This window comes from Nocardiopsis dassonvillei subsp. dassonvillei DSM 43111 (genome assembly GCF_000092985.1).
Taxonomy (GTDB): domain Bacteria; phylum Actinomycetota; class Actinomycetes; order Streptosporangiales; family Streptosporangiaceae; genus Nocardiopsis; species Nocardiopsis dassonvillei.
The window spans coordinates 639,402-660,510 of record NC_014211.1 but is presented as its reverse complement, the minus strand read 5'-3'; the positions used below and the strand labels follow the sequence as shown (position 1 = coordinate 660,510).

The 21,109-nt window shown below is 71.6% G+C and carries 15 protein-coding genes; 7 read left to right on the top strand and 8 right to left on the bottom strand.

Annotation, left to right across the window (positions count from 1 at the left end):
* Positions 1-6: 6 nt before the first annotated feature.
* The 3 genes from dnaJ to clpB all read left to right on the top strand — a co-directional run bounded on the left by dnaJ (position 7) and on the right by clpB (position 4,354).
* On the top strand, positions 7-1,170 hold the full coding sequence (dnaJ, locus tag NDAS_RS27075) for a molecular chaperone DnaJ (protein WP_013156455.1): 1,164 nt from the start codon (positions 7-9) through the stop codon (positions 1,168-1,170).
* Positions 1,167-1,652: a heat shock protein transcriptional repressor HspR gene (locus NDAS_RS27070; protein ID WP_013156454.1), complete on the top strand. Its 486-nt coding sequence runs from the start codon at positions 1,167-1,169 to the stop codon at positions 1,650-1,652. The genes dnaJ and NDAS_RS27070 overlap by 4 nt, the downstream gene beginning before the upstream one ends.
* Positions 1,653-1,738: 86 nt before the next feature.
* Entirely contained in the window at positions 1,739-4,354 is a 2,616-nt protein-coding gene (gene clpB / locus NDAS_RS27065; RefSeq protein ID WP_013156453.1) for an ATP-dependent chaperone ClpB, read from the top strand.
* An 83-nt stretch (positions 4,355-4,437) separates the two neighbouring features.
* Here clpB and NDAS_RS27060 read toward each other — a convergent pair whose 3' ends face one another.
* The 5 genes from NDAS_RS27060 to NDAS_RS27040 all read right to left on the bottom strand — a co-directional run bounded on the left by NDAS_RS27060 (position 4,438) and on the right by NDAS_RS27040 (position 9,493).
* A complete protein-coding gene (locus NDAS_RS27060; protein WP_013156452.1) occupies positions 4,438-5,424 on the bottom strand; it encodes an NAD-dependent epimerase/dehydratase family protein in 987 nt (328 codons plus the stop codon).
* Positions 5,425-5,489: 65 nt separating this feature from the next.
* Positions 5,490-6,251 (bottom strand): ABC transporter permease subunit, encoded by a 762-nt coding sequence (locus NDAS_RS27055; RefSeq protein ID WP_013156451.1) that lies wholly within the window; start codon positions 6,249-6,251, stop codon positions 5,490-5,492.
* Positions 6,248-6,961 carry an ABC transporter ATP-binding protein gene (locus NDAS_RS27050; RefSeq protein ID WP_041553463.1) on the bottom strand — a complete coding sequence of 238 codons (714 nt, stop codon included), beginning with the start codon at positions 6,959-6,961 and terminating at the stop codon, positions 6,248-6,250. Before NDAS_RS27050 ends, NDAS_RS27055 begins: the two co-directional genes overlap by 4 nt.
* A 683-nt stretch (positions 6,962-7,644) precedes the next feature.
* A complete protein-coding gene (locus NDAS_RS27045) occupies positions 7,645-8,907 on the bottom strand; it encodes an RNA polymerase sigma factor (protein ID WP_013156449.1) in 1,263 nt (420 codons plus the stop codon).
* 145 nt (positions 8,908-9,052) lie between these two features.
* On the bottom strand, positions 9,053-9,493 hold the full coding sequence (locus tag NDAS_RS27040; protein WP_013156448.1) for a YciI family protein: 441 nt from the start codon (positions 9,491-9,493) through the stop codon (positions 9,053-9,055).
* A 378-nt stretch (positions 9,494-9,871) separates the two neighbouring features.
* On the opposite strand from NDAS_RS27040, the gene NDAS_RS27035 reads away from it, so the two are divergent.
* From NDAS_RS27035 to NDAS_RS27025, 3 genes are all read left to right on the top strand, one after another.
* The gene (locus NDAS_RS27035; protein WP_013156447.1) at positions 9,872-10,513 is read left to right on the top strand and encodes an OB-fold-containig protein; all 642 of its coding nucleotides are present in this window, start codon (positions 9,872-9,874) and stop codon (positions 10,511-10,513) included.
* A 267-nt stretch (positions 10,514-10,780) separates the two neighbouring features.
* Entirely contained in the window at positions 10,781-12,820 is a 2,040-nt protein-coding gene (locus tag NDAS_RS27030; RefSeq protein ID WP_013156446.1) for a flotillin family protein, read from the top strand.
* Positions 12,821-12,830: 10 nt separating this feature from the next.
* Complete coding sequence (locus tag NDAS_RS27025) at positions 12,831-17,861, top strand: DNA repair ATPase (RefSeq protein WP_013156445.1); 5,031 nt, start codon at positions 12,831-12,833, stop codon at positions 17,859-17,861.
* 71 nt (positions 17,862-17,932) lie between these two features.
* Here the strand turns inward: NDAS_RS27025 and NDAS_RS27020 are convergent, their stop codons facing one another.
* The gene (locus NDAS_RS27020) at positions 17,933-18,157 is read right to left on the bottom strand and encodes a type II toxin-antitoxin system Phd/YefM family antitoxin (RefSeq protein ID WP_013156444.1); all 225 of its coding nucleotides are present in this window, start codon (positions 18,155-18,157) and stop codon (positions 17,933-17,935) included.
* A gap of 86 nt (positions 18,158-18,243) precedes the next feature.
* Positions 18,244-18,849, bottom strand: coding sequence for a suppressor of fused domain protein (locus NDAS_RS27015; protein WP_013156443.1), 606 nt, complete (start codon positions 18,847-18,849; stop codon positions 18,244-18,246).
* A 647-nt stretch (positions 18,850-19,496) separates the two neighbouring features.
* On the opposite strand from NDAS_RS27015, the gene NDAS_RS27010 reads away from it, so the two are divergent.
* On the top strand, positions 19,497-19,904 hold the full coding sequence (locus NDAS_RS27010) for a hypothetical protein (protein ID WP_013156442.1): 408 nt from the start codon (positions 19,497-19,499) through the stop codon (positions 19,902-19,904).
* A 163-nt stretch (positions 19,905-20,067) separates the two neighbouring features.
* Here the strand turns inward: NDAS_RS27010 and NDAS_RS27005 are convergent, their stop codons facing one another.
* The gene (locus NDAS_RS27005) at positions 20,068-20,931 is read right to left on the bottom strand and encodes a GNAT family N-acetyltransferase (RefSeq protein ID WP_013156441.1); all 864 of its coding nucleotides are present in this window, start codon (positions 20,929-20,931) and stop codon (positions 20,068-20,070) included.
* Positions 20,932-21,109: the final 178 nt, after the last annotated feature.

Below are 21,109 nucleotides of genomic sequence, written 5' to 3'. Positions count from 1 at the left end.
CAGTCGATGAGCACCAAGGACTACCTGGAGAAGGACTACTACAAGGTCCTGGGAGTCTCAAAGACCGCCTCGAAGGACGAGATCAAGCAGTCCTACCGCAAACTGGCCAGGGAGAACCACCCGGACGCGAACGCCGACGACCCCGGCGCGGCCGACCGCTTCAAGGAGATCTCCGAGGCCTACAACGTCCTGTCGGACGAGAAGCGCCGCAAGGAGTACGACAACGCGCGGTCGCTGTTCGGCAGCTCCTACCGCCCCGGCGGCGGCACCGGCCCCGGCGGGTTCGACATGGGCGACCTGTTCGGCCAGGGCACGGGCGGAACGGGGACCGCGGGCGGCGGCGAGCGGCTGAGCGACCTCTTCGGCGGGCTGTTCGGCGGCCGCGGGCGCGGCGGGACCACCCGCAGCAGACGCGGCGCCGACGTCGAGACCGAGACCACACTGACCTTCCGCGAGGCGGCCGAGGGGGCCACGCGCTCCTTCCAGCTGGCCAGCGAGTCGGCCTGCCCCACCTGTAAGGGCACCGGCGCCAAGTCGGGCACCGCCCCGCGGATGTGCCCCAAGTGCTCCGGTACCGGGCACGAGAACACCAACCTGGGCGGCTTCTCGCTGTCCGAGCCGTGCAGCGAGTGCAAGGGCCGCGGCCTGGTCGTGGACGACCCCTGCCTCACCTGCAACGGCAGCGGGCGCGGCAAGAGCACCCGCACCGTCCAGACCCGCATCCCCGGCGGCGTGTCCGACGGGCAGCGGATCAGGATCAAGGGCAAGGGCGCGCCGGGCGAGAACGGCGGCCCGGCGGGTGACCTCTACGTCGTCGTCCACGTGAAGGAGCACCCGGTGTTCGGCAGGAGCGGCGACAACGTGACGATCACCGTCCCGGTGACCTTCCCCGAGGCGGCGCTGGGCGCGGACGTGCGCATCCCCACCCTCAACGGCTTCCCGGTGACCGTGAAGGTCCCGCCGGGCACGCAGAACGGGCACAAGCTGCGGGTGCGCGGCAAGGGCGCGAACCGCAAGGACGGCACCACGGGCGACATGCTCGTCACGATCGAGGTGGCGGTACCGAGGACTCTCAACGGAGACGCACGCGAGGCTCTGGAGAAGTTCCGCGCGGCGACCTCCGACTACGACCCGCGCGACGGACTCGAAACGCGGGCGAAGGGTGCGTGAACGACGTGAACGACTCCTTCGGCGCTGACGCTCCGGTCTACGTGATCTCGGTCGCCGCGGAGCTGGCGGGGATGCACCCGCAGACCCTGCGCCAGTACGACCGACTGGGGATCGTCTCGCCGGGCCGCGCGTCCGGCCGCGGGCGCCGCTACTCCATGCGCGACGTGCAGACGCTGCGCCAGGTGCAGCGGCTGTCCCAGGAGGAGGGCATCAACCTCGCCGGGATCAAGCGGATCCTGGAACTGGAGCACGAGGTGGAGCAGCTGCGGGAGCAGGTGTTCCACCTGGCCAACGAGCTGGAGGCGGCCCGCCGTGCGGTGGCCCGCCGGGGCCGCCCGGCCGACGGCGGCACGGGGGTGCGCGGTGAGCTGGTGCGCCGCACCCGCGTGACGATCTTCAACACCGCCGAGCCCGGGAACGACGACGAGGAGCGGGGCAGGGGCCGCGGCGCCCCGGGCCGCGCCGACGACGAGCAGGACTGACGGAACTCCGCCACGGCGACACGGGGGCGCGGTCGGCCGTCGGACATCACCCCCCGTGACACGACTTGTGAAAGGAGTCACCGCGCATGAACTACAAGCTCACCAAGAAGAGCCAGGAGGCCCTGTCGGTGGCGATCCGCCGGGCCACCACGGACGGCAGTCCGCAGACGGAGCCCGTGCACCTGCTGGCGGCCCTGCTGGACCAGGCGGAGGGCATCACCCGCCCGCTGCTCAAGGAGGTCGGGGCCAACCCGGACGCGCTCCGGGACAAGGTCGAGGCGGCCGTCGGCGCGCTGCCCAAGGCGGCCGGTTCCACGGTCAGCTCGCCCAGCTCCTCGCGCCAGCTGATCGTCTCCATCAACACCGCGGCCCAGCGCGCGCAGCAGATGGAGGACGAGTACGTCTCCACCGAGCACCTGCTGGTGGGGCTGGCCGCGGACGGCGGCGAGGCGTCGAAGCTGCTCACCGAGGCCGGTGCCACCCCCGACGCGCTCCTGGAGGGGTTCGAGCGGGTGCGCGGCTCGGGGAAGGTGACCTCGGAGAACCCGGAGGACACCTACCAGGCCCTGGAGAAGTACGGGGTGGACCTGACCGAGCGGGCCCGTGAGGGCAAGGTGGACCCGGTGATCGGCCGCGACGGCGAGATCCGGCGGGTCGTCCAGGTGCTCAGCCGCCGCACCAAGAACAACCCCGTGCTCATCGGTGAGCCGGGCGTGGGCAAGACCGCGGTCGTGGAGGGCCTGGCCCAGCGGATCGTGGCCGGTGACGTGCCGCAGTCCCTGGTGGGCAAGCGCCTGGTGAGCCTGGACCTGTCCGCGATGGTGGCGGGCGCCAAGTACCGGGGCGAGTTCGAGGAGCGGCTCAAGGCGGTGCTCTCGGAGATCAAGGAGTCCGAGGGCCAGGTCATCACGTTCATCGACGAGCTGCACACGATGGTGGGCGCCGGCGCGGCCGAGGGCGCCATGGACGCGGGCAACATGCTCAAGCCCATGCTGGCGCGCGGTGAGCTGCGCATGGTGGGCGCGACCACCCTGGACGAGTACCGGGAGAAGATCGAAAAGGACCCCGCGCTGGAGCGGCGCTTCCAGCAGGTCATGGTGGGCGAGCCCTCGGCCGCGGACACGATCGCGATCCTGCGCGGGCTCAAGGGCCGCTACGAGGCGCACCACAAGGTGCAGATCGCCGACTCGGCCCTGGTGGCCGCCGCGACCCTGTCCGACCGCTACATCACGGCGCGGTTCCTGCCGGACAAGGCGATCGACCTCATCGACGAGGCGGCGTCCCGGCTGCGCATGGAGATCGACTCCAGCCCGGTGGAGATCGACGAGCTCCAGCGCACCGTGGACCGCCTGAAGATGGAGGAGATGGCGCTCGACAAGGAGTCGGACCCGGCCAGCCGCCAGCGGCTGGAGCGGCTGCGCGCGGACCTGGCCGACCGCCAGGAGCAGCTCAACGGGCTCGTGGCCCGCTGGGAGCAGGAGAAGGCCGGCCTCAACCGGGTCGGCGAGCTCAAGGGGCAGCTCGACGACCTGCGCACGCGGGCCGAGCTGGCCCAGCGCGAGGGCGACTTCGGCGAGGCCTCCCGGCTGATGTACGGGGACATCCCGCAGCTGGAGAAGCAGGTCGAGGAGGCCAGCCGGGACGAGGAGAGGGCGGCCAGCCGGGGCGACGCCGCCATGGTCAAGGAGGAGGTGGGCGCCGACGAGGTCGCCGACGTGGTGTCGGCGTGGACCGGCATCCCCGTGGGGCGTCTGATGGAGGGCGAGACCTCCAAGCTGCTGCGCATGGAGGACGAGCTGGGCAGGCGCCTCATCGGGCAGAAGGACGCCGTGGCCGCGGTGTCGGACGCGGTGCGGCGTGCGCGGGCGGGCATCTCCGACCCGGACCGGCCGACGGGGTCGTTCCTGTTCCTGGGCCCCACGGGCGTGGGCAAGACCGAGCTGGCCAAGGCGCTGGCGGAGTTCCTCTTCGACGACGAGCGCGCGATCGTGCGGATCGACATGAGCGAGTACTCCGAGAAGCACTCGGTGTCGCGGCTGGTGGGCGCGCCCCCCGGTTACGTGGGGTACGAGGAGGGCGGCCAGCTGACCGAGGCCGTGCGCCGCCGCCCGTACACGGTGGTGCTGCTGGACGAGGTGGAGAAGGCGCACCTGGAGGTGTTCGACACCCTGCTCCAGGTGCTGGACGACGGCCGCCTGACCGACGGCCAGGGCCGTCAGGTGGACTTCCGCAACACCATCCTCATCCTCACCTCCAACCTGGGGTCGCAGTTCCTGGTGGACCAGTCGCTGGAGGAGTCGGTGCGCCGCGACCGCGTGCTCGACGTGGTGCGCGCGACGTTCAAGCCGGAGTTCCTCAACCGGCTGGACGACGTGATCATGTTCGACGCGCTGTCCACCGAGGACCTGACGCGGATCGTGGACCTGCAGATCGACAAGCTGGCCCGGCGGCTGGCGGACCGGCGGCTGGGGCTGGAGGTGACGGAGGGCGCCCGTGAGTGGCTGGCGCTGACCGGCTACGACCCCAACTACGGCGCGCGTCCGCTGCGCCGCCTGGTGCAGTCCTCGATCGGCGACCCGCTGGCGCGCGAGCTGCTGTCGGGCGACCTGGCCGAGGGCGCCACCGTGGTGGTGGACGTGGACGAGGGCGCGGACAGGCTCCGGGTGACCTCGCGCGGCGCCGAGGAGGCGCCGGTGGCCTGACCCGGGCGCCGGGTCGTACACGGACAAGCGGCGCGAAGGGCCGTCTCCAGGGGAGGCGGCCCTTCGCCGTGTCCGCGGCCGGATCAGGCTCCGGCGAGCAGGCGGGCCTCCACCTCCGGGTCCAGGCCGACGCGGGGGCGGTCCGGGCGCTGGGGCGCGCCGCCCTCCAGACTCCTCAGCCAGGTCCAGGTGTCGGCGACGGTCTCGGTCACCGGACGGCAGCGCAGCCCGGTCGCGAGCGCCCTGGACACGTCCCCCTGGTGCAGGGTGTCGTACAGCTCGCCGGGCGGCACCCACACGGGCAGCTCGGTCCACGGCTGGACGCCCGCGTCGAGGAGGATCCGGGGGTCGGTCCAGCGCAGTTCGGCGTCCGATCCCGTGACCGCCGCGCACGCCTCCAGGAGTCGGCCGGTGGTGGTGTGTCCCGGCGGGCTCACCAGGTTGTGGGGGCCGCCCAGCCCGGCCTCGGCTGCGTCGAGGGTCCAGGCGGCCAGGTCGCGCGCGTCCACGTACTGCAACGGCAGGTCGCGCGGCCCGGGGGCCAGGACCGGGCCGCCCCGGGCGATCCGCTCCAGCCACCAGGGCAGGCGGCCGATGTTCTCGTACGGACCGAGGATCAGGCCCGCGCGCACGGACAGGGCCCGCTCCGCGAAGGCCGCCTCCGCCGCCAGCTCGCCGCCCCGCTTGTCCCGCGCGTAGTCGGTGCTGGGGGCCTCGGGCGAGGCGTCCACGACCGGCCCGTCCTCGTCCAGCCCGGGCGGGGCGGGGGACGCGTAGACGGAGCGGCTGGAGACGTAGGAGTAGTGCCCGGCCCGGTCGGCGAGGAGCTTCGCGGCTGCGGCCACCGCGGACGGGGCGCCCGACCAGGTGTCCACGACGGCGTCCCATCGTCCTCCGGCCAGCGCGCCGAGCCCGCCCGCCTCGGTGCGGTCCCCGTGCAGGGCGGTGGCACCGGGGGGCGCGGGGTGCCTGCCGCGGTGGAAGACGGTGACGTCCCAGTCCCTGGCGAGCGCGTCCTCCACGACCGCCCGCCCCACGAACTCGGTACCGCCCAGAACCAGAAGTCTCATGGCCGTGAGTCTGCCGGTTGTCGGCCCGACCCGCCAGGGTCGCCTGCTCAGGGCAGAACCGGGGTTCAGACCACGTCGCGGCGGAGCGTGGTGACCGAGGCCAGGCCGACCGCCACGGCGGCGTAGCCGACCAGGACCAGGGCCGCGCCCCACACGGGGAGCAGTCCCGCGAAGCCGGGGACGATCCCGGTGTCGTAGAGCGCGGTGGACGCGCCGCCGGGCAGCCACTTGCCGACGTCCTGAAGTTGGGGGACGACGGTCAGGAGCGGTTCCAGCATGAACACCCACAGGATGCCGAACACCAGAGCGGCGACCTGGTTGCGGATGAGTGCGCCGACGCCCACGCCGATCATGGCGTAGGCGACGTAGGCGCCCACGGAGCCGACGAGGATGCGCGGCACCTGGTTGTCGACCAGGTCCAACCCGCCTCCCCCGGTCAGGATGGAGGCCCCGGCAGCCAGGGAGGACAGTCCGACGACGACCACGCCGAACAGCAGGCTGACCAGAGCCGCGGCCACGACCTTGGCCAGGATCACGGGCGGACGCCGCGGACTGGTCAGGAAGGTGACGTTGATCGTGCGGTGCTGGTACTCCGACGTCACCATCATGATGCCGATGACCATGGCGAAGAGGTTCCCCGAAGCGCCCATGGTCCAGACAGAAGCGGCGTACGCGGTGCTGTCGCGGCTGAGGCCGCCCTCCACCCCCGAGGCGAAGACCGCGAGGCCCAGGGAGAGGGCCACCCAGGCCAGTGCGGCGAGGAGCAGGATCCACCACAACCGGGTGGTGAGGACCTTGCGGAGTTCGGATCTGACGAGAGCGGTCACTGGCGGTCTCCAAGCGGGTGGGCGGCCGTCCCCGAGGCGGTGAGGCGGAGGAAGGCGTCGTGCAGGCTCTCCCCGTTGCCGGTGAGTTCGCCGAGGGTCCCCTGGTGGACCAGGCGGCCCCTGGCGATGATGACGACGTTGTCGACGGTCTGTTCGACCTCGGCCAGGACGTGGCTGGACACGAGGACGGCGACGCCCCTGTCGTGGGCCTGGCGGCGCAGGAACCGGCGGAGCCACTCGATGCCCTCCGGGTCCAGTCCGTTGGCGGGCTCGTCCAGGATCAGCACCCGGGGATCGCCCAGGAGCGCCCCGGCCAGTGACAGGCGCTGGCGCATGCCCATCGAGTAGCCGCCGACCCGCTTGTTCCCGGCACCGGTGATCCCGACCTCGTCCAGCACCTCGTCGGCACGGGAGAGGGGCAGGCCCGCGGCGTCGCACATGACGCGCAGGTGGTTGCGGCCGGTGCGCCCCGGGTGCAGGTTGGTGGCCTCCAGCACCGCGCCGACCTCGGTCAGCGGGTTGGGCAGGCTCGTGTAGGCGCGGCCGTTGACCAGCCCCTCGCCGCTGTCGGGGCGGACCAGGCCGAGCAGGCACCGCAGGGTGGTGGTCTTGCCCGCGCCGTTGGGGCCCAGGAAGCCGGTGACCGTGCGGGGCTCCACCGTGAAGGAGACGTGGTCAACGGCCCGCTGGCCGCGGAACGTCTTGGACACGTTCCTTATCTCGATCGCTGGCATGCACTTCGCTCTCGTCGGAGGAGTAATGGAAAACACCTTCAGCGAGAGACACGGCCATTCTCCTTTCCGCGTTCCCCGCCGGGGTTCCGCGAGAATCCTAATAAGGATCCTTTCGTTCCACGAGCGATGAATCACGAGCCCGACAGGAAACCGGAGAGCATGACTTTCGTGGGTTGCACACCGCTCAGTCCATCGGATATGCGCCATCCACCACGAGAGCGCACCGATCGGAGAAAGCGTTCGAGAGAGAAGGACGGACAGCGCGACCGCCGACACATCCTTCGTCAGTACGCGCCCTGACTTTCGTTATGCGCCCCCGGGGGAAAAGACGCCATCACAGCCTTCCGCGCACAGCCGGAAAAGGCATCGGCCTTTGCGGGAATGGCCGCTTCCGGCCACCCGCGCGGTTACGGGGCGGAGCGTCCGAGCGACCGGGACCGGGCGTGGCCTCGTGTGGTGGCCTGGGTCGTGTCCGGGACCAGCCGCGGCGTCAGCGCCGCCGCGAGCCCCCGCGCGCCCCGGCCGGACGCCGACGAGCCAGCCGACACCGTGGACGAGCTCACCCGGCGCAGGTTCGGTGACCTGGAGGGGTCCCCGCCCGCCGAGCCCCCGTGTCCTTCCGTCGGCGGGAGACCCCGACGGCGTGGTCCCCGGCCCGGTCAGTCCTCGCAGCCGCGGGCGCGGTCCAGGAGCAGCGAGCGCTCGCGCTCGTTGCGGGTCAGGGAGGCCGCGCGCTCGAACTCGGCGCGGGCCTCGGCCCGGCGGTCCAGCCGCACGAGCAGGTCGCCGCGCACGGAGGGCAGCAGGTGGTAGTCGCCCATCCCCGGCTGGTCCCGCAGCGCGTCCACGATCTCCAGCGCGGTCTCCGGGCCCGAGGCCATCGACACCGCCACCGCCCGGTTCAGCTCCACGACCGGCGAGCCGGTGACCCTGACCAGGGCCAGGTACAGCCCGGCGATGACCGTCCAGTCGGTGTCCGCGGCGGTGACCGCCCTGGCGTGTTCGGCCGCGATGGCCGCTTGGAGCACGTAGGGACCGCCGGGCTGGCTCCGGTCCGGCGGCAGTGCCCTGAACAGGGCCTCCATCCCGCGCGTGATGAGCAGGCGGTCCCAGAGCGCGCGGTTCTGCTCGGCCAGGGGGACGGGTTCCCCGCCCGGCCCGACGCGGGCGCGCAGCCGCGAGGCGTGCAGCTCCATCAGCGCCACCAGCCCGTGCGCCTCGCACTCCCCGGGCAGCAGTTGGGCGAGCACGCGGCCCAGGCGCATGGCCTCCTCGCACAGCGTGGGGCGCGTCCACTCCGTACCCGAGGTGGCGGTGTAGCCCTCGTTGAACACCAGGTAGACGACCTCCAGCACGGAGGCCACCCGGGCGTCGCGGTCCTCGCCGACGGGCACCTCGAAGGGCACTTTCCTCTTGGCCAGGGTGCGCTTGGCGCGCACGATGCGCTGGGCGACGGTGGACTCGGGCACCAGGAAGGCCCGGGCGATCTCGTCGGTGGTGAGCCCGCCGAGCAGGCGCAGGGTGAGCGCGACGCGGGCCTCGGTGGACAGCACCGGGTGGCAGCACACGAACATCAGCCGCAGGAGGTCGTCTCCGAAGTCCTCCTCCAGGACGGCGTCGAACTCGGCCTGCCCGTCGTGCTCGGCGATCTCGCGGCCGAGGTCGGCCATGCGCCGCTGGAAGCGCTCGTCGCGGCGCCAGCGGTCGAGCACGCGGCGCTTGGCGACGGTGGTCAGCCAGGCGCCGGGGTTGTCGGGAACCCCGTCGCCGGGCCACTTCTCCAGTGCGCTGACCAGCGCGTCCTGGGCGAACTCCTCGGCGAGGCCGACGTCGCCGACCATGCGGGTGAGCGCTGCGACGAGACGGGCCGACTCGATACGCCAGACCGCCTCGACCGCGCGCGTGGCGTCGGTGTGGCTCACGGGGCAATCTCAGCACCGCGGGCAGCCCACCGCAAGCACGCGCGGCGGGCGTCGCCGACCGCCGAGCGGGCCGTACGCGACGCCCGGAACGGGCTGCGGCCCGCGGGTGCCCGGGAGCACCGCGGGCCGCACCGGCACGTGCGGGTCAGCCGCCGTGCGAGTACCCCTCGGCGCGCAGCTCGCGCTCGCGCTCCTTGAGGTGCTCGGGCATCTCGTCGCCGAAGTCGTCGGTGTCGAAGATCCGCCGCAGCACCAGGCTCATCTCCGTGTCGTCGCCCTCCGGCGGGTGCGGGCAGCGCTTGGCCCACTCCACGGCCTCCTCGTGCGAGGACACCTGGAGGACCCAGTACCCGGCGACGAACTCCTTGGCCTCGGCGAAGGGCCCGTCGGTGACGGTCGCGTCGCCGTTGCTGAAGGTGACCCGGGTCGCCTCGGAGGCGGGGGCCAGGCCGTCCCCGGCGAGCAGGACACCGGCCTTGACCATCTGCTCGTTGTAGGCGGCCATCGCCTCGAAGACCTCCGGGCTGGGCTCGTAGTCGACGGCCTCGGCCTCGGGCGTGGACATGATCGTCATCATGTAGCGCATGGTGTTCGCCTCTCGTGCGGTGTGGGGGTCCGTTCCCCCGCTCTCATCCACACGTCGAACGGCACCGGGCCGGATCGACACCTCCCCGGATTTTTTCCCGAAAGATTTTCTCCGCGCCCCCGCCGTACCGCGCACCGGGCCCCTGAGCAGCGAACACACCCCCGGGCACCGTGGGGAACCGCGTCACCCGCCTGCCTCCGCTCCCTCCCCGACCGTGTCCGGCGTCGGTCGCGTCGTCACCGCAGCCGCCCGGCGGACGCCCGCCGGGTCCGCGACGCGTCCCGGTGGCCGCAAACGGCCAAGGGGACGCCCGCCCGTGTCGCGAAGAGGGCGGTTCGGTAGAGTTCCGGCACGGTGCGGCGCGGAGGAGGATGACGGGTGGGGATGTTCCTGGACACCGCCTTCGGTTTCCCGACCGTGCTGTTCACCCCGCTGCTGGTCGTCGTCGCGGTCTACTGGCTGCTCGTCTCGGTCGGCGCCACCGGCTCCGACGCGCTCGACAGCGTGGACGACTCGGGCGAGGCCGCGGGCCTGAACTCCCTGATGAGCCGGGTCGGCCTGGGAAGGGTCCCGGTCACCGTGGCGCTCAGTTCGCTGATCTGCGTCGCCTGGTTCGTGAGCATGATGGGAAGCATCATGACCAGCCTCCTCCACACCACCTCCACCCCCCTGCTCATCGCCCTGGGCCTGGTGGTCCTGCTGATCGCGCTCGTGGCCGCGTGGGCGGTCACCAGCGGCCTGGTCATGTCGGTGCAGCGCTTCCTGCCCAGCCGCAGCAGCGGTTCCAGGAACGAGCTGGTCGGACGCACCTGCGTGATCCGCATCGGCGAGGCCAACGAGGGCTTCGGCCAGGCCGAGATCACCACCGCCGGCGGCGCGTCGATCTCCATCCCGGTGCGCACCACCGGCGGCGAGGTCCTGCCGGTCGGCAGCACCGCCCTGATCTTCGACCACAGCACCGAGCGGGACGTCTTCCTGGTCACCTACTTCGACGCCGCTCTGGACCCCGGCCAGGGCTGACCCGATACCTCCCCGGGGCCTCCGCGAGCGCCCGAGGAGCGGGAACCCGCGAGCGCCCGTACAGCACCCCCGGGGCTCCGCCTCACCCGCCCATCCGCCCGTTCTCCCGGCAAAAGGAAAAGTGGTACGCGGAACCGTTCGCGAGCGCGCCGCGTCACATCTGTCGAGCGCCCCCGACCGGGGGGCCGGATCCCCGCTGCCTCACCCCCGCTCCCGACGCGCTTTCCCCCCTCTTACGCACATCCCCTTGCAGAAAGAGACCCCCACGTGTTGCTGAGTGCCACCGCGAACGGCCAGGAGGCCGCGGACGCGGCCTTCCTGACCGTCGGCGTCGCCCTTGCCGTCGGCGTCGTCGTCCTCATCGCCCTGCTCCTGATGGTCACCCGCCTGTTCCGCAAGGTCGAGCAGGGCAAGGCGCTGATCATCTCCAAGGTCCGCGACGTCCACGTCACCTTCACGGGCGCGATCGTCCTGCCGGTCCTGCACAAGGCCGAGATCATGGACATCTCGCTCAAGACGCTGACCGTGGACCGGCGCGGCCGTGAGGGCCTGACCTGCAAGGACAACATCCGCGCGGACATCAAGGTGTACTTCTACGTCCGGGTCAACGAGACCGCGGAGGACGTCAAGAAGGTCGCCAAGTCCATCGGCACCGAGCGCGCCAGCCACCAGGACACGCTCCAGGAGCTGTTCAACTCCAAGTTCTCCGAGGGCCTCAAGACCGTCGGCAAGCAGTTCGACTTCGAGGAGCTGTTCACGCACCGCGAGCAGTTCCGTCAGGCGATCATCTCCCTGATCGGCACCGACCTCAACGGCTACAGCCTGGAGGACGTGGCCATCGACGAGCTGGAGCAGACCCCGCTGCACCAGCACGACGCCAACAACATCCTCGACGCGCAGGGCATCTCCAAGATCACCGAGCGCACCGCGATCGAGCACAAGCGCACCAACGAGTTCGAGAACGACCGCCGCAAGGAACTCGACCGGCAGAACACCGAGACCGCCGAGACCCTCGCCGAGCTGGAGAAGCGCCGCGAGGAGGCCGCCGCCAAGGCCAAGCGCGAGATCGAGATCATCCGCGCCCGCGAGGAGGCCGAGACCGCCCGCGTGCAGGCCGAGGAGCGCCTCAAGGCCGAGACGGCCAACATCCGCACCTCCGAGGCCCTGGGCGTGCAGCACCAGAACCAGCAGCGCGAGATCGCGGTGGCCGAGAAGAACCGCGAGCGCGTCATCGCCATCGAGAGCGAGCGCATCGAGAAGGACCGCCTCCTGGAGGTCATCGGGCGCGAGCGCGAGACCGAGCTGAGCCGCATCGCCAAGGACAAGGAGGTCGAGGCCGAGAAGCGCGAGGTCGCCGACGTCGTCCGCGAGCGGATCGCCGTGGACCGCACCGTGGCCGAGCAGGAGGAGGCCATCAAGCGCCTGCGCGCGGTCGAGGAGGCCGAGCGCACCCGCCAGGCCGTCATCATCCAGGCCGAGGCCGAGGCCCAGGAGAACCTGGTCAAGGACATCAAGGCCGCCGAGGCCGCGGAGGCCGCCGCCAAGCACCGGGCCGCCGAGGAGCTCACCCTGGCCGAGGCCCGCCAGCAGGCCGCCGAACTGGACACCCGCGCCAAGATCCGCCTCGCCGAGGGGATCCAGGCCGAGGCCGCCGCCACCGGCCTGGCCGAGGTGCAGGTCCGCCAGCAGGACGCCGAGGCCATCGAGAAGGTCGGCCGCGCCGAGGCCGCCGTGGCCAGCGAGAAGGCCCGCGTCGAGGCCGAGGCCGTGGAGCAGAAGCTGCGCGCCGAGGCCGCCGGTCTCACCGACAAGGCCGAGGCCATGGCCGCCCTGGACCAGGTCAGCCGCGAGCACGAGGAGTACCGCCTGCGCCTGGAGGCCGAGAAGGAGATCCGCCTGGCCGGGATCAACGTGCAGCGCGAGGTCGCCGAGGCCCAGGCCACCGTGCTGGCCACCGGCCTGGAGAACGCCGACATCAACATCGTCGGCGGCGACGGCGCCTTCTTCGACCGCATGGTGGGCTCCATCGGCCTGGGCAAGGCCGTGGACGGCTTCGTCGGCAACTCCAAGACCGTGCAGGCGCTGGGCGGCAACTGGCTCAACGGCGAGGGCGACTTCGCCGCGGACATGCGCAGGGTGATGGAGTCGGTGTCCACCGAGGACGTCAAGAACCTCACCGTCTCCGCGCTGCTGCTCAAGCTGATCGGCGCGGGCGGCCCGCAGGCCGACAAACTCGACGGCCTGCTCGGCACCGCCCGCTCGCTGGGCGTGGACCAGCTGCCCGCCTCCGCCCTCGCCAAGCAGTAGGGGAACCTTCGTGACAGAGGCCCTGCCCCAGGAGACCGAGGGGCCGGACGCCGGGGACGCGCGTGCGCTGGACGCGGGCACCTACGAGGTGCTCCGCGCCCGGCTGCGCGAGCAGACCGGCGAGCTGGCCCGGCGGACCGAGCGGCTCAACGCGCGACGGCTGGAGGTGTTCGGCGGCACCGAGCTGACCCTGCTCGGCACCGAGCGCGTGCGCACCGAGCACAACTGCGTGCCCCGGGACATCGTGAGCGTGGGGCGCCCGGCCGCGGACGGCGCCGACGGCGCCGTGATCCTGTTCGGCTACAACGTGTTCATCGGCATGCAGCGGGAGACCCACGTCCCCGACGTGTTCTCGCTGCACCGCTACGAGCGCGCCGACGACGGCTTCGCCTTCGCCGACGCCGACGGGGGCGCCGTCCCCGGGCTGCTCGACGACGAGCGGTTCCAGCAGGACTTCGGCCAGCTCTACCGGTACTACCGCGACGCGCGCCTGCTCCAGCTGCGCCGGGTCGAGGAGCGGCTGCTGGCCGTGTTCCAGACCGGCCCGCGCACCGAGGACGTGCGCGTGCTGCGGTGGTCGGTGTCGCCGACGGGCGAGATCGCCTACCTCGACGCGCGCGGCGAACGCGACCACGTGTTTCCGCCCGCGCACGACTTCGCGTGGGTGGAGGCCACGCGCGAGGACCACGTGGCGGGCCGCCACCCGCACATCTCGATCCTCGACGAGCTGTTCGTGGAGACGGTCGGCGGCGACCTCACCATCAAGGTCGAGAACAACACCGAGGTCGGCGAGGGCGTCTACAGCGAGCCCGTGGACGAGCCGTTGCAGAGCCTGGCCGACGCGTCGGTGCACCACGCGCGGGTGGGCCCGCTCATCCTGCTGCGCGTGCTGCCCTACAACGAGACCGAGTGGCGCCACCTGGTCTTCAACACGCGCACCAAGGAGGTCGAGCGCCTCGACGGCATCGGCCAGTCCTGCCAGCGCCTGCCCGACGACCAGGGACTGATCTTCCCCGGCGGCTACTACCTGGCCACCGGGGTGGCGCGGACCTTCGACACCGACGTCACCGACCTGGAGTTCGAGCGCGTGGTGCGCTCGCCCAACGGCGAGGACGTGCTCTACGTCTTCCACTCCCGCGCGGACGGCCGCAGTCTGCTGCTGCCCTACAACACCATCCGCAAGGAGGTCGCCACCCCGATCGTCTGCCACGGGTACTCCCTGTTCGACGACGGCACCATGACGGTGTTCCGCGACAACTCGGGCGAGCCGACCCGGGTGCACCCGATGCAGGTGTGGCAGACGCCGTACGCGTCGGACGTGTACGCGGCGGCGCAGCCGGTGGGGACGGGCCCGCTGGAGCGGATCGGCAACGCCGAACTGGTGCGGGGCGTGTCCGAGTGCCTGTCGGTGGCGCGCATGGCCGAGGACATGCGGCCCTCCACCGAGGTGTTCGAGGCGCTCATGGCCGCCTGCCGCCGGGTGACGGACCGGTTCCACTGGCTGGGCGAGGAGGAGCTGGGCGACCTGGCGGCGCCCCTGTCGCAGGTGCGCGACACCGCCGCGCGGGTGCTGGAGGAGTTCGAGACCGTCCAGACCCTGACCCGGCAGGCCGCCGAGACCCTGGCCGAGGCGGAGGAGAAGGCGGCCTCGCTCATCCGCACCGCCCGCGGGGAGGCCCCGCGCACGGCGGAGGGCTGGGTGGCGCGGCTGACCGGGCTGCGCCGCGCCCAGGGGCAGGCGGCCACGCTGCGCGAGACGCGCTACGTGGACACCGACCGCCTGGAGGAGCTGGACGGCAGGCTCGCCGGGGAGATCGACGCCACCGGCCGCCGCACGGTGGCCTTCCTGGAGCGCGACGACGCCTTCGCCGGGTACCACGACGAGGTGGAGCGACTGGTCGCCGACGCCGAGGGCATCGGGGCGGTCAGCGCGGCGACGGCGGTCGGGGAGCGCATCGCCGAGCAGACCGAGGGCCTCCAGGTGGTCACCGAGGTCGTCGGCTCGCTGGACATCGGCGACGCCCAGGTGCGCACGCGCATCCTGGAGCGGGTCAGCGAGGTGATGGCCGGGATCAACCGGGCGCGCGCCACGCTGGAGGCGCGGCGCGGCGAACTGCTCGCCCTGGAGGGGCGGGCGGAGTTCGCCGCCGAGTTCGCCCTGCTCGGGCAGGCGATCACGGGGGCGCTGGCCGCCGCCGACACCCCGGACCGGTGCGACGAGCAGCTGGGGCGGATCATGCTCCAGCTGGAGAACCTGGAGACGCGGTTCGCCGAGTTCGACGACTTCCTCGGGGAGCTGGCGGACAAGCGCGAGGACGTGTACGAGGCGTTCTCCACCCGCAAGCAGGGGCTGGTGGACGAGCGGGCGCGGCGGGCCGACCGCCTGGCGTCGTCGGCCGCCCGCGTGCTGGAGAGCGTTCAGCGGCGGGTCGCGGCGCTGGACACGCTGGAGGACGTCAACACCTACTTCGCGTCGGACGCGATGGTGGCGCGGCTGCGCCGCACCTCCGAGGAGCTGCGCGCGCTCGGCGAGACCGTGCGCGCGGAGGAGCTGGACGGGCAGATCCTGGCCGCCCGGCAGGAGGCTGGCCGGGCCCTGCGGGACCGCGCCGACCTGTTCGAGGGCGGCGCGGGCGGCGAGACGATCCGGCTGGGCAGGCACCGCTTCGCCGTGAACACCCAGCCGATCGACCTCACCCTCACCCCGCACGGCGGGGAGATGTCGGTGGCGATCACCGGCACCGACTTCCGCGCACCTGTCACCGACGAGGGGTTCGGGCGGACGCGGCACCTGTGGGACCGGGTGCTGGTGTCGGAGAGCCCGCAGGTGTACCGGGCCGAGTACCTGGCCGCGTCGGTCCTGGCCGCGGCCGAGGAGGGCTCGGAGGGCCTGACGCCGGAGCGGCTGGCCGAGGCCGACGCGGGGGAGCAGGACGGGTCGTCGCTGCCGGACCTGGTGCGCGGCTTCGCCGAGGCCCGCTACGACGAGGGGTACGAGCGGGGCGTGCACGACCACGACGCCGCGCGGATCCTGTCGGTGCTGCTGCGGCTGCGCGCGGGAGCCGGGCTGCTGCGGTACCCGGGCGCGACGCGTGCGGCGGCGCAGGTGTTCTGGGCCTTCGGCGCCGACGAGGAGCGGCGGACGGCGTGGCGGACCCGGGCCGGTTCGCTGGCGCGGGCCCGCGAGGTGTTCGGAGTGCGCGGGTCGGCGGCGGTCGACGCGCTGCGCGCGGAGCTGGCGGCGGCCGTGGACGGGTTCCTCACCGACACCGGGCTCCACCAGGAGGCCGACCTGGACCTGGTGGGCGAGTACCTGTTCGAGGAGATCGCGGCTGAGGGGCCCGGGGAGACGGGGTTCGTGACCGGCGCGGGCGCCCGTACGCTGCTGGACCGGTTCCACCGGGCCGTGGACAGCGCCCGGGAGAGCACGCGCAGGGCCTTCGAGGAGGACCTGCGCGCCCTCGACGCAGACCTGAACGCGCGCCACCAGCTGGTGGCGGCCTGGCTGGAGGCGTTCGCGACCACGCTGGAGGAGGTGGACCCGGGCGACCTGCCCGAGGCCGCCGCGATCGAGCTGACCGGCGGTGCCCTGGAGAGGTACGAGTCCTCGGCGGCCGTCGCGGAGGACGTGGACGGGCTGCTGGGGTCGCACCCGCGCGTGCGCGAGCGCTCCCTGGAACTGCGGCTGGACGAGTTCCTGCCGCGCACCCGCCGGTTCCGGCTGGAGGAGGTGCCCGCCTACCGGGACTTCCAGCGGCGCCGCAACGAGCTGGTGGCGGCCGAGCGCGAGCGGCTGCGGCTGGAGGAGTACCGGCCCAAGGTGATGAGCGGGTTCGTCCGCAACAGGCTGCTGGACGAGGCGTACCTGCCGTTGATCGGCGACAACCTGGCCAAGCAGCTGGGCGCGGCCGGGGACGACAAGCGCACCGACCAGAGCGGCCTGCTGCTGCTCATCTCCCCGCCCGGGTACGGCAAGACCACGCTCATGGAGTACGTGGCCAGCCGTCTGGGGCTGGTGTTCGTCAAGGTCAACGGGCCCGCGCTGGGGCACGCGGTGACCTCGCTGGACCCGGACGAGGCGCCGGACGCCACCTCCCGCCAGGAGGTCGAGAAGATCTCCTTCGCGCTGGAGATGGGCGCCAACACGATGCTGTACCTGGACGACATCCAGCACACCAACCCCGAGCTGCTCCAGAAGTTCATCTCGCTGTGCGACGGCCAGCGGCGCATGGAGGGGGTGTGGAACGGGCGGACCCGGACCTACGACCTGCGGGGCAAGCGCTTCGCGGTGTGCATGGCGGGCAACCCGTACACGGAGCAGGGCAAGCGGTTCCGGATCCCGGACATGCTGGCCAACCGCGCCGACGTGTACAACCTGGGCGACGTGCTGGCGGGCAGGGAGGAGCTGTTCGCGCTGAGCTACGTCGAGAACGCGCTCACCTCGAACCCGACCCTGGCCCCGCTGTCCACGCGGAGCAGGGAGGACGTGTACCGGTTCGTGCGGATGGCGCGGGGCGACGACTCGGTGGGCGCGGACCAGTTCGACCACCCCTACTCGGCGGTCGAGGTGGACCGGATCGTGTCGGTGCTGCGCAAGCTGCTGCGGGTGCAGGAGGTGGTGATGGCCAACAACGCCGCCTACATCGCCTCCGCGGCGCAGTCGGAGGAGGCGCGCACCGAGCCGCCGTTCCGGCTCCAGGGCTCGTACCGCAACATGAACCGGCTGGCGGAGAGGATCGTGCCGGTCATGAACGACGCCGAGGTGGAGGCCGTGATCGACGACCACTACCTGGGCGAGGCGCAGACCCTGACCTCGGGCGCGGAGGCCAACCTGCTCAAGCTCGCGGAGCTGCGCGGGGTCATGACCCCCGAGCAGGAGGCCCGGTGGACGGAGGTCAAGGAGGCCTTCCGGCACGGCCGCGCGCTGGGCGGCGCCGAGGACGACCCGATGACCAGGGCCATCGGCGCGATGGGTCTGCTGGCCGACCGGGTGGGCGAGATCGGCACCGCGATCGGGCGGGGACGGGGCTCCGGGAGCTGACCGGATGACACGTGCGGGCCGCCACCCCCTACGGGTGGCGGCCCGTCGGCGTTTCGGTGACCGGAGACCGTCTACCCGGACTCCGACTCCTCGATGGCGGTGACGAGGCGTCGCGCGTTCTCCGGACTGCGGAGGAGGTAGGCGGTCTCCCTGAGACTCTCGTACTCCGACAACGCCATCATGACCACCGACTCGTGTCCCACTCTGGTGATCACGACCTCCTCGCGGTCGTTCACGACGGAGTCGAGCGTGGCCGCGTAGTTCTCGCGGGACTCCGAGTAGCTCATGGTCTTCATCGCTGCGCCTCCTGGTTCCGCCGTCACACCTCCACGGTTGTACAGGATTCCGTGCGCAGGCCGCTGGACCGTCGTCTCCGACGGACTCAGAGGCGGACGGGTTCGCGCGAGGGGTCGGTGACCATCCTCGGGTCGCGGTCGCGCAGGAGGGCGACGAGCGGCGCGGCGGTCCCCGCCTGCTGCATGGCCTCGCCCTCCTCGGCCAGCAGGCCGACGAGCTGGAAGAAGAGGACGATCCCGTTCGGGGTGTCCATGGCGCGGATCTCGGTGTCGGGGACGATGACCAGCGAGGTCATGTCGCCGTTGGCGGGCTCGCCGCCGAGCGGGGACGGGGTGACGATCCAGTGGCCCACGTCCAGGTCGCTGCCCGCGACGAAGCGGTCGGCCAGGGCGTGCATGACGCGCAGGATCCAGGCGGGCACGGCCTCGTCGCCGTCCTCGCGCGGAACGCGGCAGGTGAACTCGAAGCCCGACCCGGAGACGCGGGGCTCCTCGCTGGTCTTCTCCCCCAGTTCGGTCAGGCCGAAGGACACCAGCAGCCAGTGGCCGTCCAGGGGGTAGGCGAGCACCCCGTCGAGGCCTTTGTCCGACTTCCCGTCCGGCGCGAACTGGATGGTCAGCGGCTGCACGTCGGGGTACCGCTCCGCCCACTCCTCGTAGATCCGGACGAGTCCGGGCAGCATCTCCAGCATCGCGTCGTCGCTCTCCACCTCGGGTGACGGGTCCGGGTCAGAGGATACGAGCGCGCCGGGAGCGCATGGGCCGGGTGCCCCGAACCGTTCGGGCGGCGGGACGGTCCAGAGTCTTCCGGGGACCGTTCGGACGGCGCGGATTTCCCGGGGTCCGCTCCGGGAAATCCGCGCATTTTCCCGGTCGACAGAACCGCGGAGCCCGAACGCGCATCCAAGGCGAATCAGGCCGGTTTCACGCACTTCCGCGTTCGCCGGTAAGAGCCGATCGTCCCACCGCAGACAAACCAGGGAAACCAGCGCAGCCTAACGGGATATTTAGCTTCCGTCATTGATCATTGGCACAGGCGGCGAGGGCCCCGGACACGGAGCACCTGGGGTCGCACCAGCCCGCACGGACAGCGACGCCGACCAGGCGAAGGGCCATCCTTCCCTCACCCGGACAGCACAAACCGCTCCGCCATGATCAATCCCTGAAATTCGACGGTTAATCCTCGGGCCGATACGACTCCGGCACCCTCGGGATTTTCCCCGATATCCACGATCCGCGTTTGAGAAGCCAGCCCGGGGGCACGACCACGCATAACGCACTCATCCCCCAATCCCTGGCGAGTCCATTGACACACCGCTCCCCACAGGAAAGGAACGCGATGAATCGCGATATCCGTACCAGCGCGCTGGCCGTTCTCTCCGCCGGTCTGCTCACTCTCGGCGCGACCGGCTTCAGCCCGGCGGCGGCCTCCGAGCAGCGAGGAGCCGAGACCCAGGGCGTGGAGGCCGGTGCCGACGGGTTCACCGGAACCCTCTCCGGCGAGGTCGTGTACCTGGCTCCGTACGAGTACATCGTCGGCGACCAGGCGTTCTACGTCACCGAGGACACCGAGATCCTCGGCGGCCTGTACACCTGCGCGCCCGAGGTCCCCAACGACGACATGACCGGGACCGTGGAGTGCAGCATGGAGGAGTTCGATGCTGAGCTGAAGGACGGGACCGTGGTGCTGGCCGGGGTCGATGTCGAGAACGGCATCGCCCAGACGATCACCGAGTTCCAGGCCTGATCCTCAGGACATAGGACAGCGGGTGACCGGGTTCAAAGGGGCGGTGCTCCCTACGGGGAGTGCCGCCCCTTGGGCTTGCCACAGCCGTTTCGCATGGTGGCCGTGGATACCAAGCGGCCCCGGGATTCTCCCCCGGACAGCAGGGCCACTGCGGCAGCAGTTTCTACAGACTGGCGGTGAAGACGAAGCCGAGGCTGGTCAGCCCCTCGGATCGGCACAGGTGGTCCGACGCGCCGCCGGTTTCGGTCTGGAGCAACTGGTAGACGGCTCCGTTCTCCTGTCCCCAGCCCATCGCTGCCCGCCACAGCGCACGCCCGTGACCGTGACCGCGCACTTCGGGCAGCACACCGAAGTACTGCGGCAGAAGCCGCGGGACGCCGATGGAGTCCTGGCGAATGGCCATGGGTCCGATAGCACCGACGACACGTCCCTCGGACACGGCAACCAAGAGCGGGCCGTCCAGACCAGTGGTTCGCATCTGTTCGGCTAGGAAGGAGAACCCGTCTCCTTTGAGTGCTTGGGCGAAAACGGCAAAGGTGTCCTGAACAGCCGGAGTCTCAGTGTGCAGACTTTCCACCTCGCCATGGGTGTAGGGCTCGTTCCCGGTGAAGGTCTTGAGTTGGACACGGCAGCTGTGCCAGCGGGTGTCGGCTTCGGTGGAGAACCACAGCACACGCGCCGCCCCCGCGTCGTACGCGGCGGCCAGCTTCCCGGCCTCCTCCAACGCCTGGGCCACGTCGGGCGTTGGCCCGTAGTGGTGAACCTTCACCACGCCCCGACCTCGCGTGGTCAGGGTGGGAACGGTGACGGTCTCGCCCTCGTTGCGAATGGCATCGGCAAGGACCGTTTCGTTCTTGGTCCCACCCCAGCGGGCGTCCTTGTCGTGCGCCAGGAAACTGCCAGTGCCGTTGACTTCCATGACCTCGTCCCACAGGCGGGCGGTGAGGGCATCGGGGTGTACGGGGCCGAGGGTGGGCACGTACGGGAAGGGCAGCACGAGACAGCTGTTGTCACCAGGGCCGGGCATGGGCGCATCGTACCCACACGCAACGGGCTCCGGCGGTCGAACCTCCGGGGCCCGCCTCCGAGAAGTCTCAGGTCAGAAGGGGTTGTCGTCACCCGCGTCGGAACGCCTCGGTGAGGCGGTCGTCAGGCACCAGCGCGCCCTCCTCGACCAGGCGGGCCACCAGTGCGGACGAGGGTTC

Excerpts from the sequence above, each read along its gene's own strand:
- dnaJ (WP_013156455.1), top strand. The coding sequence starts at position 7 with ATGAGCACCAAGGACTACCTGGAGAAGGACTACTACAAGGTCCTGGGA.
- clpB (WP_013156453.1), top strand. The coding sequence starts at position 1,739 with ATGAACTACAAGCTCACCAAGAAGAGCCAGGAGGCCCTGTCGGTGGCG.
- NDAS_RS27060 (WP_013156452.1), bottom strand. The coding sequence starts at position 5,424 with ATGAGACTTCTGGTTCTGGGCGGTACCGAGTTCGTGGGGCGGGCGGTC.
- NDAS_RS27040 (WP_013156448.1), bottom strand. The coding sequence starts at position 9,493 with ATGCGCTACATGATGACGATCATGTCCACGCCCGAGGCCGAGGCCGTC.
- NDAS_RS27020 (WP_013156444.1), bottom strand. The coding sequence starts at position 18,157 with ATGAAGACCATGAGCTACTCGGAGTCCCGCGAGAACTACGCGGCCACG.
- NDAS_RS27015 (WP_013156443.1), bottom strand. The coding sequence starts at position 18,849 with ATGCTGGAGATGCTGCCCGGACTCGTCCGGATCTACGAGGAGTGGGCG.
- NDAS_RS27010 (WP_013156442.1), top strand. The coding sequence starts at position 19,497 with ATGAATCGCGATATCCGTACCAGCGCGCTGGCCGTTCTCTCCGCCGGT.
- NDAS_RS27005 (WP_013156441.1), bottom strand. The coding sequence starts at position 20,931 with ATGCCCGGCCCTGGTGACAACAGCTGTCTCGTGCTGCCCTTCCCGTAC.